We start from the raw sequence: 13,417 nt of genomic DNA on the forward strand, positions 1-13,417 counted from the left end.
AGGCCGCCCTGGCCAACAAGGGCCTGAGGGTGCTGGCGATGACCGGCGACCCGGAGAACATGTACGTCGCCGTGCCCGACTCCTACTGCGACCTCGCCTATTTCAAGGAGCTCGGAGTGGAGTTCGTCGAGGGCCGGCCGAGCGACGAGTGGGGCTTCTGGGAGTTCCTCAGCTGGGAGAACGCCGACAAGTACCACGCCGACCTCATCATGATCGACAGAGTCGCCGTCTGACCGTCACCACCCGGTCAGCAGCAGGTGGTTGAGCAGCAGCGCCAGGACCGCCTGCGCCGCCAGCCACCCCCGCGCCCCCGTCAGCCACGCGCACGCCGGCAGCAGCCACATCGCGAACGGCAGCCAGATGCGTTCCGTCTCCGCCTTGCTCATGCCGGACAGGTCGGCGACGAGCAGGGCGAGGAGCGCGGCGAGCACGAGCACGCCGAGGCGGACGTCGGGGCTGGTACGGGGCCTGCGGGTCGGCGTGACACCGGTCCGCCGCAGCCCCGCCACCGTCGCCGGACCCACGATCAGCACAGTGCACGCCAGGTTGGCCCACACCCAGTAGCCGTACGGCCGGACCCCGCCCGCCCCCTGGTAGTAGCGGCGGACCAGCAGCCGGTACGCCTCCCACCAGTCGAACCCGGCGAGGGTGAACGCCGCCGGGACGACCAGGAGACCGGCCATCGCGAAGAGAAGGGGCCTCACGCGATGTCGGCCCAGGAGGAGGACGGCGCCGGCGATCACGGCGAACAGCGTCAGGCCGTACGACAGGTACAGCGTCAGGCCGAACAGCAGCCCCGAGGCCGGTCCGGTCCACCCCGGCCGGTGTCCCGTCACCGCCAGGGCGAGGAACGCGACCGCCCACGCCGCGACCGCCGCGAAGTATCCGTCGGCGGAGGTGCCCACCCACACGGCGGCCGGGGCCAGGACGAGGAAGGGCGCGGCGCGGCGGGCCAGCGACTCGTCCGCGAGGGTCCGTACGGCGACCAGGACCGCGACCGCCGCCGTCGTGCCGACGGTGATGCACCAGGCGCCCGCCCAGCCCCCGCCGCCGAGCCCAACCCGGTCGAGGAGGACGAAGGTGAGGGTGGCTCCCGGGGGATGACCGGCGACATGGGCGGGCCAGTTGTCGGGCGCGTCGATCAGGATGTGGTGGTTGAAGTCCGCCAGGGCGGCCGGGATGTCGTGGAAGCGGTCGACGACCCGGAGGTATTCGTTCCTGGTCGTCAGCTGCTCGGCGACGCCCCGGTGCCAGCCGTCGACGAGGGCGAGTGACCAGGTCCAGGCCAGGCCGGCGCCCCAGACGGCCAGGAGCAGCGCGCGCCAGGGCAGCCGGCCGGCCAGGGAGGGGCCGTACGCCACGACCGCGATCCCGACGGCCAGGGCGGCCGGGGTGCCGGGGCCGACGTGCGGATCCCAGGTCGCCAGCAGGGGCGGCCATCCGACGCGGAGGGTGCCGTCCCGCTCCTGGACGGCGGTGCCGACCAGGACGGCGGTCGCCACGAGCAGCGCGGCGGCCAGGGCCGCGTACAGGTCACGTCTCAGATCGCGGTTCACGCCGAAACGCTAGGTTGCGAGGGCTCGCCCGGACGGCTGACAGGCACGGACGTCAGAGATTCGTCATGGTTCGCGGGCCGGTTCCCGGGGTGGCCCGGGCCTACGGTCGGGACATGGCCCGCACCTCCTCATCGCCACGCTTCCCCTCGTCGCCGCGCACTCCCTTCTCACCAGCGTTCTGGCGCAGCCCGCTGCGCGGCCCCTGGTTCACCTCGGTGCTCGGTGTCGTGCTGCTCGGCGGGATCACCGTGCTGTTCGTGACCGGGCTGCTGTCGTACGCCGCCTACAACCCGAACCTGTCGCCGGTGAACGACAAGACGCCGGACAAGGGGATCCTCGGCTTCTACCTCTTCTCCTGGCCGACCGACCCGCACTGGCTGTACCGCCTCAACCAGGGCGTCCACGTCACCCTCGGGATCACCCTGATCCCCGTCCTGCTGGCCAAGCTGTGGTCGGTCGTGCCGAAGCTGTTCACACTCCCGCCCGCGCGGTCCCTCGCGCACGCCCTGGAGCGGCTCTCGCTGGTGCTCCTGGTCGGCGGCGGGCTCTTCGAGTTCGTGACCGGGGTGCTCAACGTCCAGCTGGACTACGTCTTCCCCGGCTCCTTCTACCCCCTGCACTTCTACGGCGCCTGGGTGTTCTTCGCCGCCTTCGTCGTCCACGCCGTGCTGAAGACGCCGATGGCCCTGCGCAATCTGCGTCAACTGCGGGAAGAGAAGAGCGACTTGGTGTCCCCGGATCCCGTCGAGCCCACCGTGTCCCGGCGCGGCGCCCTCGGGCTGGTCGGCGGCGGCTCGCTGCTGCTCTTCGCCACCACGGCCGGGCAGAACGTCGACGGACCGCTGCGCCGGACCGCCCTCCTCGCCCCGCACGGCGGCGCCGAACCGGGCACCGGACCGGGCGGCTTCCAGATCAACAAGACGGCCGCGTACGCGGGGATCGACGCGGCGGAGACGAGCGAGGAGGCATGGCGGCTGGTCATCGCCGGGCGGGCCGGGACCGTGCGGCTCAGCCGGACCGACCTGCTCCAACTCCCCCTGCACAGCGCGGCGTTGCCCATCGCCTGCGTGGAGGGCTGGTCGACGTCCGATCAGTGGTGGCGCGGTGTGCGGCTGCGGGACCTGGCCGCCCTCGTCGGGTACGACGATCCGCCCGACGTCCTCGTGGAGTCACTGCAACGCCGCGGCGCCTTCCGGCGGGCCGCCCTGCGCGCCAACCAGGTCGCCGACCCGCGCTCCCTGCTCGCCCTGTTCGTCAACGGCGAGGACCTGACCCCCGACCACGGCCATCCGGCGCGGGTCATCGTGCCCGCCGCGCCCGGGGTGCTCAACACCAAGTGGGTGGCCCGGATGACGTTCGGAGGAGACCTGTGAGGCGCCCCCGCCCCCGGCTCGCTGTCGGCAGCCCGCTTCAACTCCTGCTGCTCGCCTGCTCGTTCGCCCTCGCCGCCTACGCGGGCGTACGGCTGCTCGCGGGGGACTGGTTCGGGGTCGCACTGTGGATCGTGGGCGCGGCCCTCCTGCACGACCTGGTACTGCTGCCGCTGTACGCCGTGCTCGACCGGGCGCTGGTGAAGGCGGCGGGCCGCCGGAGGGAGTGGCCCCTGTACGTCCGCGTGCCCGCCGTCCTGTCCCTGCTGCTCCTGCTCGTCTGGTTCCCGCTGATCAGCGGGCGGGTGGCGGAGCGTTACCCCTCCGCCACCGGCCTGTCCGCCGACGGCTTCCTGACCCGCTGGCTGCTGCTGACGGCCGCGCTGTTCGGCGGCTCGGCGCTGCTGCTCGTACTGCGGCTGCGCAGGGCGACGAAGGACCGCCCGCCGGCCGCCCACTGACCCCCGGCACACCAGCCCGCGCGCTCCGCGTGCCGCAGCAGGGCGGGTGTGCCGAGCCGCGCCCAGGGGAACGGGCTGCCGACCGCGCCCCGGGCATCGGTCACATGGACCAGTACGCGTTCGTCGAGGTCCAGCTCCGGCACCGTCTCGGCGATCAACAGGCCTCCAGGACACAGGAGTTCGTGCATCCGGGCGAGCAGTGCCCGCGGGTCGCCGCCGATTCCCACGTTGCCGTCGATCAGCAGCGCGGTGCCCCATCGGCCCTCGCCGGGCAGTGGCTCGAAGACCGAGCGCCGCAGTGCCGGTCCGCCGAGCGCCCCCGTCCGGGAGACGGCCGCCTCGCTGACGTCGATGCCGAGCACCCGCCGTCCCCGCGTACCCAGGGCCGCGACCAGGCGCCCCGGTCCGCAGCCGACGTCGAGCACCGCGCCCTCGCAGCGCCGCAGCACCTCCAGGTCCGCCGCGTCGGCGTCCGCGCACCAGCGCTCCACGTCCAGCGGGAGCAGCCAGCCGTCGGCGCGGCGCAGGAAGAGCGGGCCGCGGCCGGTGCGCAGGGCGTCCGCGTAGGGGTCGGCGGACCAGGGTTCGGCGAGGGGCGCCCGCTGCCGGGCGATCCGTACGGTGCTCATCGGGCCCCGGCCGCACTGATCCGTGCCAGCTCAGCGGCGAACCGCCCGCCGGGCGTGGTCCGGGCGACGGCTTCCGCGTCGCCCGCCGTGTCCACGTCCCTGAGGCGCGGCAGGTCCCGCACCCGCAGCCCGGCGAGCCGCGCACGCTGCACGGCCCCCGTCGAGGGCGTCGACATCGGCACGCCCAACACCAGGGCGGTGTCCGGTGCGGCCAGCCCCAGCGCCCAGAAGCCGCCGTCCTCGGCGGCCCCGAAGTACGCGTCGCAGTCCGCGAAGTCGACGGTGAGCAGCTCCGGCGTCACCTGCGGGGTGTCCATGCCGATGAGCAGGGCCGGTCCCTCGCAGCCCGCGAAGGCGGCGGCCAGCCGTTCGTCGAGGGCGCCCGCGCACTGTCGTACGACCTCGAATCCGGGCGGCAGCCAAGGGCCGGGCTCGCCCTCCAGGACCAGGACCCGGCGCCGTGCGGGCGTCCGCGCCACGGTGTCGAGGGTGTCCGCCAGGGCCGCCTCCGCGAGCGTGGCCGCCTCCCGGGGGGTGAACGGCGGGGTCAGCCGGGTCTTGACCCGGCCCGGGCGGGGCTCCTTGGCGATGACGAGGAGCGTGGGCGAGAGCGTCACGCGCGGATTCCCTTCTCGGTGGCCGTCCCGGTCTCGGTCAGTACGCGGCTCATGTCCCGTACCGCCTGCCAGGTGCCGCGCCAGGTGCCGGTCACCTTGGAGGCGCCGGTGCGCGGGCGGTAGGGGACGTCGTGTTCGGCGATCCGCCAGCCCGCGTCGGCCGCGCGCACGACCATCTCCAGCGGATAGCCGCTGCGCCGGTCCGTGAGGCCGAGGGCGAGCAGGGACTCGCGGCGGGCGGCGCGCAGCGGGCCGAGGTCGTGCAGGCGCAGCCCGGTGCGGCGGCGGAGCAGCCGGGTCAGGGCGAGGTTGCCCGCCCGGGCGTGCGGCGGCCAGGCGCCGCGGGTCTGCGGGCGGCGCCGGCCGAGGACCAGGTCCGCCGTACCGCCCGCGACCTCGCGCACGAACGGCACCAGGTCGGCCGGGTCCAGGGACGCGTCGCAGTCGCAGAAGCAGACGAGGTCGGCCGTGGCGGCCGTCAGGCCCGCATGGCAGGCGGCGCCGAATCCGCGCCGCTCCTCGTGCACGACGTTCGCGCCGAGGGCGTGCGCGATGCGGGCCGAGCCGTCGGTGGACCCGTTGTCCACGACCAGCGCCCGCCAGCCGGGCGGGATGCGCTCCAGCACCCACGGCAGCGCCGCGGCCTCGTCGAGACAGGGAAGCACGACGTCCACGGACACGGGGTCCGGAACAGGATCGGAAGAGGTCGTCACGGCTCTCACCCTACGAATACGAAACGGACATACCGGACCTCGGCTTCTTACGAAACGCGGACGTCAGAAGCCCGGGACCCCGGCGGAGCGCCCGGGGTGCCAGGCTGGCGGCATGGAGCAGCAGCAGCAGTTCGAACGGGCCGGCGCCCGGGTGCTCGTCGTGGACGACGACCCGACCGTCGCCGAGGTCGTCTCCGGGTACCTCGACCGGGCCGGATACGTGGTGGACCGCGCCGGGGACGGGCCCGACGCGCTCGCCCGGGCCGCCGCGCACTGGCCGGACCTCGTCGTCCTCGACCTGATGCTGCCGGGCATGGACGGCCTCGAAGTGTGCCGCCGGATGCGCGGGCGCGGCCCCGTGCCGGTCATCATGCTCACCGCGCGCGGCGACGAGGACGACCGCATCCTCGGCCTGGAGATCGGCGCCGACGACTACGTCACCAAACCCTTCAGCCCCCGCGAACTCGTCCTGCGCGTGGAGTCCGTACTGCGCCGCGCCCGTCCCGCCCAGCCGTCGGGAACCCTGCGGGCAGCCGGGCTCTCGGTGGACCCGGCGGCCCGCCGCGCCGCCAAGAACGGCGCCGAACTCGCCCTCACCGTCCGGGAGTTCGACCTCCTCGCCTTCTTCCTGCGGTACCCCGGCCGGGTCTTCAGCCGCGAGGACCTGATGCGCGAGGTGTGGGGCTGGGACTTCGGCGACCTGTCGACCGTGACCGTCCATGTCCGGCGGCTGCGCGGCAAGGTCGAGGACGATCCGGCCCGACCCCGTCTGATCCAGACCGTGTGGGGCGTCGGCTATCGCTTCGAAGGCGAGGCGTGACCATGAGCGACACCCTCCTCATCGCCCTGTTCGCCTTCCTCGGCGCCGCCACCGTCGGTGTGCTCGGCGCGGGCGTGCTGCTCCTCATTCGACGGCGCTCGGTCGTCGCGCACCTCGCCGTGGTCGCCTCCGTCGCCGTCACCGCGATGCTCGCCGGCACCCTCGCCGTCGCGCAGGCGATGTTCCTGTCCGCACACGACCTGAAGGTCGTCACCACGGTCGTCGCGATGGCCGCCGTAGTCTCCCTGGCCACCGCCCTGCTGCTCGGCCGCTGGGCCGTCGGCCGCAGCCGCGCCCTGGCGCTCGCCGCCCGGTCCTTCGGCGACGGCGGCGACTTCACCTCGCCCGACGGCCCGTCCACCGCCGAACTCGTCGAGCTGAGCCGCGAGTTGGAGGCGACCAGCGCAAAGCTCGCCGAGTCCCGGGAACGCGAACGTGCCCTGGAGACCTCCCGGCGTGAACTGGTCGCGTGGATCTCGCACGACCTGCGCACCCCCTTGGCCGGCCTGCGCGCGATGTCCGAGGCCCTCGAGGACGGCGTCGCCGCCGACCCCTCCCGCTACCTCAGACAGATCCGCACCGAGGTCGAACGCCTCAACGGCATGGTCGGCGACCTCTTCGAGCTCTCCCGCATCCACGCCGGGGCGCTGGCGCTGAGCACCAGCCGCATCTCCCTGTACGACCTCGTCGGCGACGCGCTCGCGGGCGTCGACCCGCTGGCGCGCGAGTGCGGCGTACGGCTGGTCGGCGACCGGGTCGAGCCCGTGCCGGTCGAGGTGGACGGCAAGGAGATGAGCCGGGTGCTGGGCAACCTGCTCGTGAACGCCATCCGCCGCACTCCCGCCGACGGCACCGTCGCGATCGCCGCCGAGCGCCGCCCCGACGGGGTCGTCCTGTCCGTCACCGACGGCTGCGGCGGCATCCCCGAGGAGGACCTGCCCCGCGTCTTCGACACCGGATGGCGCGGCACGCACGCCCGGACCCCGCCCGCCGGCGCCGGTCTCGGCCTCGCCATCGTGCGCGGGATCGTGGAGGCCCACCGCGGGCAGGCCACCGTACGCAATGTCAACGGCGGCTGCCGCTTCGAGGTGACACTGCCGCCCGCCGAGGTCTGACCCTCGTGCCATGGGTCCAGGCCGCCTTACACTGGGACACAAGGGACCTTCGTGACATATCGGAACCGCCGTGCGCTGTCAGCGGATGTTCGTACTGGCCCTCGCCCTGGTCCTCGTGTCGGTGCCCGCGCTCTCCGCGCGCGCACAGGGTGAGGAGATCCCGCGCGGCCCCACCTTCGGCGCGCGCGCCCTGCAGGCGCTGATCGACGGTATCCAGTTCGGTGTCATCATCGCGATCACCTCGGTCGGACTCTCGCTGATCTTCGGCACCATCCACCTGATCAACTTCGCGCACGGCGAGTTCGTCACGATCGGCGCCACCTTCGCGTTCTTCCTCAACGCCTCCGCGGCCGGTCCGGGCTGGCACCTGATCCCCGCCGCCCTCGCCGCGGTGGTCTTCGGTGCCCTGCTGGGCGCGGCCGTCGACTGGGGCCTGTGGCGGCCGCTGCGGGCCCGGGGCACCGGGCTGATCAACATGTTCATCGTCACCATCGGGCTCTCGCTGGTGCTGCGGCACGTCGTGCTCGTGCTGTACGGGACCCGGCCCGCCTCCTACGCGCAGTACGACATCCAGAGCACGATCGGCCTGGGACCGGCCAGCATCACCCCCCGGGACCTCACGGTCACCCTGCTCGCCGTGCTGGTGCTGCTCGGCGTCGCCATGCTGCTGCAGAAGACACGCATCGGCACGGCGGTCCGGGCCGTCTCCGCCAACCGCGATCTCGCGGAGGCCACGGGCATCGACGTGCAGCGGGTGGTGCTGTTCGTGTGGATGCTCGGCGGCGGGCTGGCCGCACTCGGCGGGGTCTTCTTCGGCCTCGTCGAGATCGTCACCTGGGACATGGGCTTCAAGCTGCTGCTGCTCATGTTCGCGGGAATCATCCTGGGCGGACTCGGCTCCGCCTACGGCGCGATGGTCGGCAGCCTCGTCATCGGCATCGTCGCCCAGATGTCCACCCTGTGGTTCCCGGTCGACCTGCAGTACGCGTGGGCGCTGCTGGTCCTCATCGTCGTCCTGCTCGTCCGGCCGCAGGGCATCCTCGGCCGGGCCGAACGCGTCGGGTGAGGGGTGGCGCCATGGACTTCTCGGCCATCCTCTCCGACGCCCTGCGTTCCGGCATCGGCCCCATCGCCGCCGTCTACGCACTCGCCGCGATGGGGCTGAACCTGCACTTCGGATACACCGGCCTGCTGAACTTCGGCCAGGTCGGCTTCATGCTGGTCGGCGGCTACGGCCTCGCCATCACGGTGTCGACGTACGACGGCCCGATGTGGCTCGGTGTCCTGGGCGGCATCGCCTGCGCGATCGTGCTGGCCCTGCTGCTCGGCCTGCCCACCCTGCGGCTGCGCGCCGACTATCTCGCGATCACCACCATCGCGGCGGGGGAGACACTGCGGCTGTTCTACCGGTCCAGCTGGGCCGAGCCGGTCACCGGCGGGGTGTTCGGGCTGCAGAGGTTCGCGAAGGACTTCTACGACCTCAGCCCCATCGAGCGCGGCACCTACGGGGTGTGGCTGGTGAAGTTCAGCTCCCGCGACCTGTGGGTGATGAGCGTCGGATGGGCGCTGGTGCTCGTGGTCGGAGTGCTGCTCGCCCTGCTGATCCACAGCCCGTGGGGCCGTGTCATCCGGTCGATCCGTGACGACGAGGTCGCCGCGCGCAGCCTCGGCAAGAACGTCTACGCGTACAAGATGCAGAGCCTCGTGCTGGGCGGTGTCATCGGAGCGGTCGCGGGCATGGTGCAGGCGATCCAGGTGCAGTCCGTGAACCCGGACAACTTCGATCCGGGCGTCACGTTCTTCCTCTACACGCTGCTCGTACTCGGAGGTGCCGGGCGGATCCTCGGGCCGGTCGTCGGCTCGATCCTGTTCTGGTTCGTCCTCAGCTTCCTCGACAGCGCGCTGCGGCAGGCCATCGACGCCGAGTACATCTCGCCGGACCTCATCAGCACCTCGGAGGTCGGCGCGGTGCGCTTCGCCCTGGTCGGGGTCGCCCTGATCCTTCTTGTCGCGTTCAGGCCGCAGGGCATTCTCGGCAGCCGGAAGGAGATGCTGCTCAGTGACCGCTGACCGGGTTGTGTCCCACGCCGGCCGGCTCTCCGGGATCGCTCCCGAGCCGGGGGTGCGCAAGCCCGACCCCCTGCTGGTCCTGGACCAGGTGACCCGTACCTTCGGCGGCCTCGTCGCCGTGCGGGTCGAGCACCTGGAGATGCAGCGCGGGGCCATCACGGCGCTCATCGGGCCCAACGGCGCCGGCAAGACCACGCTGTTCAACGTGATCAGCGGATTCGACCGGGCCGACGGCGGTAGTTGGTCGTTCGACGGACAGCCTCTCACCGGCTCCCCGGCGCACCGGGTGGCGCGGCGGGGACTGGTCCGCACGTTCCAGCTCACCAGGACACCCGCCCGGCTCACCGTGATGGAGAACATGCTGCTCGCCGCGCCCGGCCAACGCGGCGAGCGGACGCTGCCCGCGCTGCTGCGACCCCTGTGGCGCGGGCAGGAGCGGGACTTCGAGCGCCGGGCCGACGAACTGCTGGACCGGTTCCGGCTCGCGCCCCTGCGCGACGACCATGCCGGCACGCTCTCCGGCGGTCAGCGCAAACTGCTGGAACTGGCCCGCGCGCTGATGGCCCGGCCCGTCATGATCATGCTCGACGAGCCGATGGCCGGGGTGAACCCCGCGCTGACCCAGTCGTTGCTCGGGCACATCACCGAGCTGCGGGACGAGGGACTGTCGGTGTGCTTCGTCGAGCACGACATGGACGTGGTGATGGACATCAGCGACTGGGTGGCCGTCATGGCCGACGGCCGCCTGGTGGCCGAGGGCCCACCGCACACGATCGGCAGGAACGCCGCGGTCGTGGACGCCTACCTGGGCAAGCGGCACGACGAACCGGGGACGGCGACCGAGGAGAAGGAGTAGCGATGACCACCGAGGAACGGGAACCGGTGCTGGCCGCCGACGACATCGTCGCCGGATACGTCCCCGGCGTCGACGTACTGCGCGGATGCAGCATCGAGGTGCGCCCGGGCGAGGTGGTCGGCGTGATCGGCCCCAACGGCGCCGGCAAGTCGACGCTTGTCAAGGCCGTCTTCGGGCTGCTGCGGGTGCGCGGCGGGAGCGTGCGGCTGCGCGGCGAGGAGGTCACCAACCGGCCGGCGCACGAGCTGGTCCGGCGGGGCGTGGGCTACGTACCGCAGCTGCAGAACGTGTTCCCCGCGCTGACCGTCGAGGAGAACCTGCGGATGGGCGTCTATCTGCGGCCCAAGGACTACGCGCGGCGCGCCACGGCGGTGGAGGAACTTTTCCCCCTGCTGGCCGACCGCCGCAGGCAGAAGGCCGGCGCGATGTCCGGCGGCGAACGCCAGATGCTCGCGATGGCGCGTGCGCTGATGATGGAGCCGCAGCTGATGCTGCTCGACGAGCCGTCGGCCGGCCTGTCACCGCTCCATCAGGACCACGTCTTCGACCGGTGCAAAATGATCAACAGCGCGGGCGTCGCCGTCCTCATGGTCGAGCAGAACGCCCGCAGATGCCTGCAGATCTGCGACCGCGGTTACGTCCTCGACCAGGGCCGCAACGCGTACACCGGTACGGGTACGGCCCTGCTGCACGACGAGAAGGTGATCGAGCTCTACCTCGGCACGCTCGCCCGCGTCCGTTGACTCCCGTTCCCGCCGTTCCCGCCGTTCCCGCCGTTCCTTCCGGTCACTCCTGGGCCGTGCTGGTCTCGGTCCGCAGGGTCTGCAACTCTCCCTTGGCGTTGTAGCCATACACCTCGATCGTCGCCTGGCCGGGCTCGCCCGTGTCGGTGAAGTCGAGCGGACCGCTCACGCCGTCGTAGTCGATGTCCTTGCCGTCGGCCAGCAGTTCCTTGCAGGCGGCGAACGTGGTGCACTTGTCGCCGTCCTTCGTGATCCCGTTGATCTCCTCCACGAAGTCGCCCGGGTCGTCGGACTCCGCTTTCTCGGCGGCGAGCGCGATGGTCGTCACGCAGTCGAACACCTGCGGAGCGAACTGCAGCTCCTTCAGCTGCGGCGCGAACTTCTTGAGGTCCTTCACGTACTTCTCGTTCGTCTCGGACGCCGGTGCGGTCCCCTTCATCCCGTCGAGCCTGCCCGGCTGGTTCGGGGCGACCAACCGCGGCAGCTCCTCGCTCCGCAGCCCGTCGGTGCCGTAGACGCCGATCCGGTCGGGCCCCAGTCCGGACTCGATCATGGCCTGCAGGATCTGCGTGCCCTCCTCGAACGAGATCACCACGGCGGCGTCCGGCCGCGAGTCCTCCACCTGCTGCACGATCTGGTCGAAGTTCGTCGACTTCGGGTCGTACGTCTCGGCGAGCGTCACCGTCGCACCGCCGTCCTCGAGTGCGTTCCGGGTGGACTCCAGCAGACCGCGCCCGTAGTCGTCCGCCCGTCCGATCAGGGCCACCCGTTTGTGGCCGTCACCGCGGATCACATCCGCCAGGACAGGCCCCTGCAACGCGTCGCTCGGGACGGTACGGAAGTAGAAGCCGTCATCCTCGTAGTCGGTGAAGGTGGGTGCGGTGTTCGACCCCGAACACTGCACGACACCCGCTCCGGTCACCCGGTCGATGAACGACAGCGACATACCGGAGGCCGCGGCGCCGATGATCGCGTCCACGCCCGCGGCGAGGACCCGGTCGGCCGACTGCACGGCGACGGCCTCCTGGCCCGCCTCGTCTCCGGAGACCACGGTCGGCAACGGCTTGCCCAGCACTCCGCCGGCGTCGTTGATCGTCTTCATCGCGAACTTCACGGACTCGATCATCGGCGGGCCGAGGTAGGCCAGCTGTCCCGTCTCCGACAGGACGTAGCCGAACTGGAGCTCACCATCGCCCGGTTCGGCCGGGACGGCGGACCGCGCGGTGCCCGTCGTACCGCAGAGAGCTATCACAAGAGCGGCCGCGCTCGTGAAGACCGCGGACCGCCGTATCGACGCTTTCATCTCCGCCTCCACTGGGTACAGGCGGCGGTGGTCGACAGGCCGGCCATCCGCCCGCCATCTGTATACGAGCGTAGATCCCGCCCGGATGCCCGAGAAGTGAAAATTGTCAACTTTTGTGAAGATCTCCCGGTGCCCAACTCGACGATCACGACGATCACGTCGATCACGTGGATGACGCGAACTCCCGCATCCCCTCCGCGAACTCCACCCCGGGCTTCCACCCCAGCTCGGCTCGCAGCCGGGAGGAGTCCGCCGTGATGTGCCGTACGTCCCCCAGGCGGTACTCCCCGGTGACGACCGGCTCCGGGCCGCCGTACGCGGAAGCCAGCGCCCGGGCCATCTCGCCGACCGTGTGCGGCTCGCCGCTGCCGGTGTTGTACGCGGTCAGCGCGCCGTTGCACGCCGGAGCCTCCAGCGCCGCCACGTTGGCCGCCGCGACATCCCGTACGTGCACGAAGTCCCGCCGCTGGCGGCCGTCCTCGTAGACCCGCGGGGCCTCGCCGCGGGCGAGCGACGAGCGGAAGAAGGAGGCGACGCCCGCGTAGGGGGTGTCGCGGGGCATGCCGGGCCCGTACACGTTGTGGTAGCGCAACGACACCGCCGCCCCGTCCGTGGCCCGCGCCCACGCCGCCGCCAGGTGCTCCTGGGCGAGCTTGGTCGTCGCGTACACGTTGCGCGGATCGACCGGGGCGTCCTCGCCGACCAGGCCGGGCGACAGCTCGGCCCCGCACCGCGGGCAGCGGGGCTCGAAGCGTCCCGCGTCCAGGTCGGGGACGGAGCGCGGGCCGGGCCGGACCACCCCGTGCCGGGCGCAGGTGTAGCGGCCCTCGCCGTACACGACCATCGACCCGGCGAGGACCAGCCGCCGTACGTCCGCGTCGGCCATGGCGGTGAGCAGCACGGCCGTACCGAGGTCGTTGCGGGAGACGTACTCGGCGGCGTCGGAGAAGTCGACGCCCAGCCCGACCATCGCTGCCTGATGGCACACGGCGTCCACGCCCGTCAGGGCCTGCCGGACCGTCGAGGGGTTGCGCACGTCCGAGGCCGGGTCGGCGCGGACGTCGTACACGAGGGGCTCGTGCCCGTGGGCCCGCAGGGCCTCGACGACCTGGGACCCGATGAATCCGGCACCGCCGGTGACCAGTACACGCATGCGGCCACGCT

Annotated in this window: 14 protein-coding genes and 1 pseudogene; 9 read left to right on the plus strand and 6 right to left on the minus strand. The window is 72.1% G+C overall.

Annotated features, from left to right (window positions below; all coding sequences use genetic code 11):
• Positions 1 to 38: 38 nt before the first annotated feature.
• Positions 39 to 233: a hypothetical protein gene (locus QFZ76_RS38175; protein ID WP_307677943.1), complete on the plus strand. Its 195-nt coding sequence runs from the start codon at positions 39 to 41 to the stop codon at positions 231 to 233.
• 3 nt (positions 234 to 236) lie between these two features.
• On the opposite strand, the gene QFZ76_RS38180 is transcribed toward QFZ76_RS38175, so the two are convergent.
• Complete coding sequence (locus tag QFZ76_RS38180) at positions 237 to 1,556, minus strand: hypothetical protein (protein WP_307677944.1); 1,320 nt, start codon at positions 1,554 to 1,556, stop codon at positions 237 to 239.
• Between the two features lie 113 nt (positions 1,557 to 1,669).
• Here QFZ76_RS38180 and QFZ76_RS38185 point away from each other — a divergent pair, with 113 nt between their 5' ends.
• Entirely contained in the window at positions 1,670 to 2,929 is a 1,260-nt protein-coding gene (locus QFZ76_RS38185; RefSeq protein ID WP_307677945.1) for a molybdopterin-dependent oxidoreductase, read from the plus strand.
• Positions 2,926 to 3,387, plus strand: coding sequence for a hypothetical protein (locus QFZ76_RS38190; RefSeq protein WP_307677946.1), 462 nt, complete (start codon positions 2,926 to 2,928; stop codon positions 3,385 to 3,387). Before QFZ76_RS38185 ends, QFZ76_RS38190 begins: the two co-directional genes overlap by 4 nt.
• A 179-nt stretch (positions 3,388 to 3,566) precedes the next feature.
• On the opposite strand, the pseudogene QFZ76_RS38195 reads toward QFZ76_RS38190, so the two are convergent.
• The 3 genes and pseudogenes from QFZ76_RS38195 to QFZ76_RS38205 all read right to left on the minus strand — a co-directional run.
• Positions 3,567 to 4,016: pseudogene (locus QFZ76_RS38195) on the minus strand (methyltransferase domain-containing protein); the annotation flags it as partial.
• Positions 4,013 to 4,633, minus strand: a complete 621-nt coding sequence (locus QFZ76_RS38200) for a DUF2064 domain-containing protein (RefSeq protein ID WP_307677947.1) — start codon at positions 4,631 to 4,633, stop codon at positions 4,013 to 4,015. The pseudogene QFZ76_RS38195 and the gene QFZ76_RS38200, both read right to left, overlap by 4 nt.
• Entirely contained in the window at positions 4,630 to 5,355 is a 726-nt protein-coding gene (locus QFZ76_RS38205; protein WP_373464412.1) for a glycosyltransferase family 2 protein, read from the minus strand. The genes QFZ76_RS38200 and QFZ76_RS38205 overlap by 4 nt, the downstream gene beginning before the upstream one ends.
• 103 nt (positions 5,356 to 5,458) lie before the next feature.
• On the opposite strand from QFZ76_RS38205, the gene QFZ76_RS38210 reads away from it, so the two are divergent.
• The 6 genes from QFZ76_RS38210 (at position 5,459) to QFZ76_RS38235 (ending at position 10,950) form a co-directional block, all read left to right on the plus strand.
• Complete coding sequence (locus QFZ76_RS38210; protein ID WP_307677949.1) at positions 5,459 to 6,166, plus strand: response regulator transcription factor; 708 nt, start codon at positions 5,459 to 5,461, stop codon at positions 6,164 to 6,166.
• A 2-nt stretch (positions 6,167 to 6,168) separates the two neighbouring features.
• A complete protein-coding gene (locus QFZ76_RS38215) occupies positions 6,169 to 7,281 on the plus strand; it encodes a sensor histidine kinase KdpD (protein ID WP_307677950.1) in 1,113 nt (370 codons plus the stop codon).
• Positions 7,282 to 7,366: 85 nt separating this feature from the next.
• A complete protein-coding gene (locus QFZ76_RS38220; protein WP_307677951.1) occupies positions 7,367 to 8,347 on the plus strand; it encodes a branched-chain amino acid ABC transporter permease in 981 nt (326 codons plus the stop codon).
• An 11-nt stretch (positions 8,348 to 8,358) separates the two neighbouring features.
• Positions 8,359 to 9,351 (plus strand): branched-chain amino acid ABC transporter permease, encoded by a 993-nt coding sequence (locus QFZ76_RS38225; RefSeq protein ID WP_307677952.1) that lies wholly within the window; start codon positions 8,359 to 8,361, stop codon positions 9,349 to 9,351.
• Positions 9,341 to 10,207: an ABC transporter ATP-binding protein gene (locus QFZ76_RS38230; RefSeq protein ID WP_307677953.1), complete on the plus strand. Its 867-nt coding sequence runs from the start codon at positions 9,341 to 9,343 to the stop codon at positions 10,205 to 10,207. The genes QFZ76_RS38225 and QFZ76_RS38230 overlap by 11 nt, the downstream gene beginning before the upstream one ends.
• Before the next feature lie 2 nt (positions 10,208 to 10,209).
• A complete protein-coding gene (locus QFZ76_RS38235) occupies positions 10,210 to 10,950 on the plus strand; it encodes an ABC transporter ATP-binding protein (protein ID WP_307677954.1) in 741 nt (246 codons plus the stop codon).
• A gap of 43 nt (positions 10,951 to 10,993) precedes the next feature.
• Here QFZ76_RS38235 and QFZ76_RS38240 read toward each other — a convergent pair whose 3' ends face one another.
• Both QFZ76_RS38240 and QFZ76_RS38245 read right to left on the minus strand, forming a co-directional pair.
• Positions 10,994 to 12,253: an ABC transporter substrate-binding protein gene (locus tag QFZ76_RS38240; RefSeq protein ID WP_307677955.1), complete on the minus strand. Its 1,260-nt coding sequence runs from the start codon at positions 12,251 to 12,253 to the stop codon at positions 10,994 to 10,996.
• Between the two features lie 163 nt (positions 12,254 to 12,416).
• Positions 12,417 to 13,406 carry an NAD(P)-dependent oxidoreductase gene (locus QFZ76_RS38245; protein WP_307677956.1) on the minus strand — a complete coding sequence of 330 codons (990 nt, stop codon included), beginning with the start codon at positions 13,404 to 13,406 and terminating at the stop codon, positions 12,417 to 12,419.
• Positions 13,407 to 13,417: the final 11 nt, after the last annotated feature.

The organism is Streptomyces sp. V4I2 (assembly GCF_030817655.1).
GTDB lineage: Bacteria > Actinomycetota > Actinomycetes > Streptomycetales > Streptomycetaceae > Streptomyces > Streptomyces plumbiresistens.